At 60.1% G+C, this 466-nt stretch carries 1 protein-coding gene; it reads right to left on the bottom strand.

Annotated features, from left to right (window positions below):
* The coding region (locus tag MKK88_RS00040) for a cyclic nucleotide-binding domain-containing protein (protein ID WP_243996487.1) at positions 1-283 on the bottom strand (283 nt) is incomplete at its 3' end.
* Positions 284-466: the final 183 nt, after the last annotated feature.

Below are 466 nucleotides of genomic sequence, written 5' to 3'. Positions count from 1 at the left end.
CGATGCTGTGATCCATCTCACCGAGGATGGCGACGTGCAGATCGCAGAAGTCGCCCGGCACCAGGAGGGCCGTGATCTGGCGTCGTCCGTCAGTAAGGCTCTTGTAGCGGCAGGCGAAGCCTTCCACGACGAGGTGTACGTTCTCTGGACGCTCGCCTTCGGGGCTGATGTCCTTACGCCGCGCGAGGCGACGAGTTTTTCTGGTGAGGTCGTGTAGGACGGCACGGTCCTCGTCGTTCAGACGCGCTCCGTATTCGAGCTTCATGATCAGCGGATTGGACATTCGTGCTCTCTCGCGGCTCGGCCGCGCTGAGAACGAGGAGCTGTGAGGCTTCCTTCCGCCGTCAGTCGGACGTCGGTCCGAGACCGAACAGCTGTATGTGCGGGGCAAATCCCCAACCCACATCAAGTTCCGTTTTACTACATATGTGGGTCGCTTTTGACTAAAGCCGCGTAGTCGTGTCGT

The organism is Methylobacterium sp. E-005, assembly GCF_022829725.1.
In the GTDB taxonomy this organism is placed as follows: domain Bacteria; phylum Pseudomonadota; class Alphaproteobacteria; order Rhizobiales; family Beijerinckiaceae; genus Methylobacterium.
This window is presented reverse-complemented; position numbering and strand designations above follow the sequence as displayed.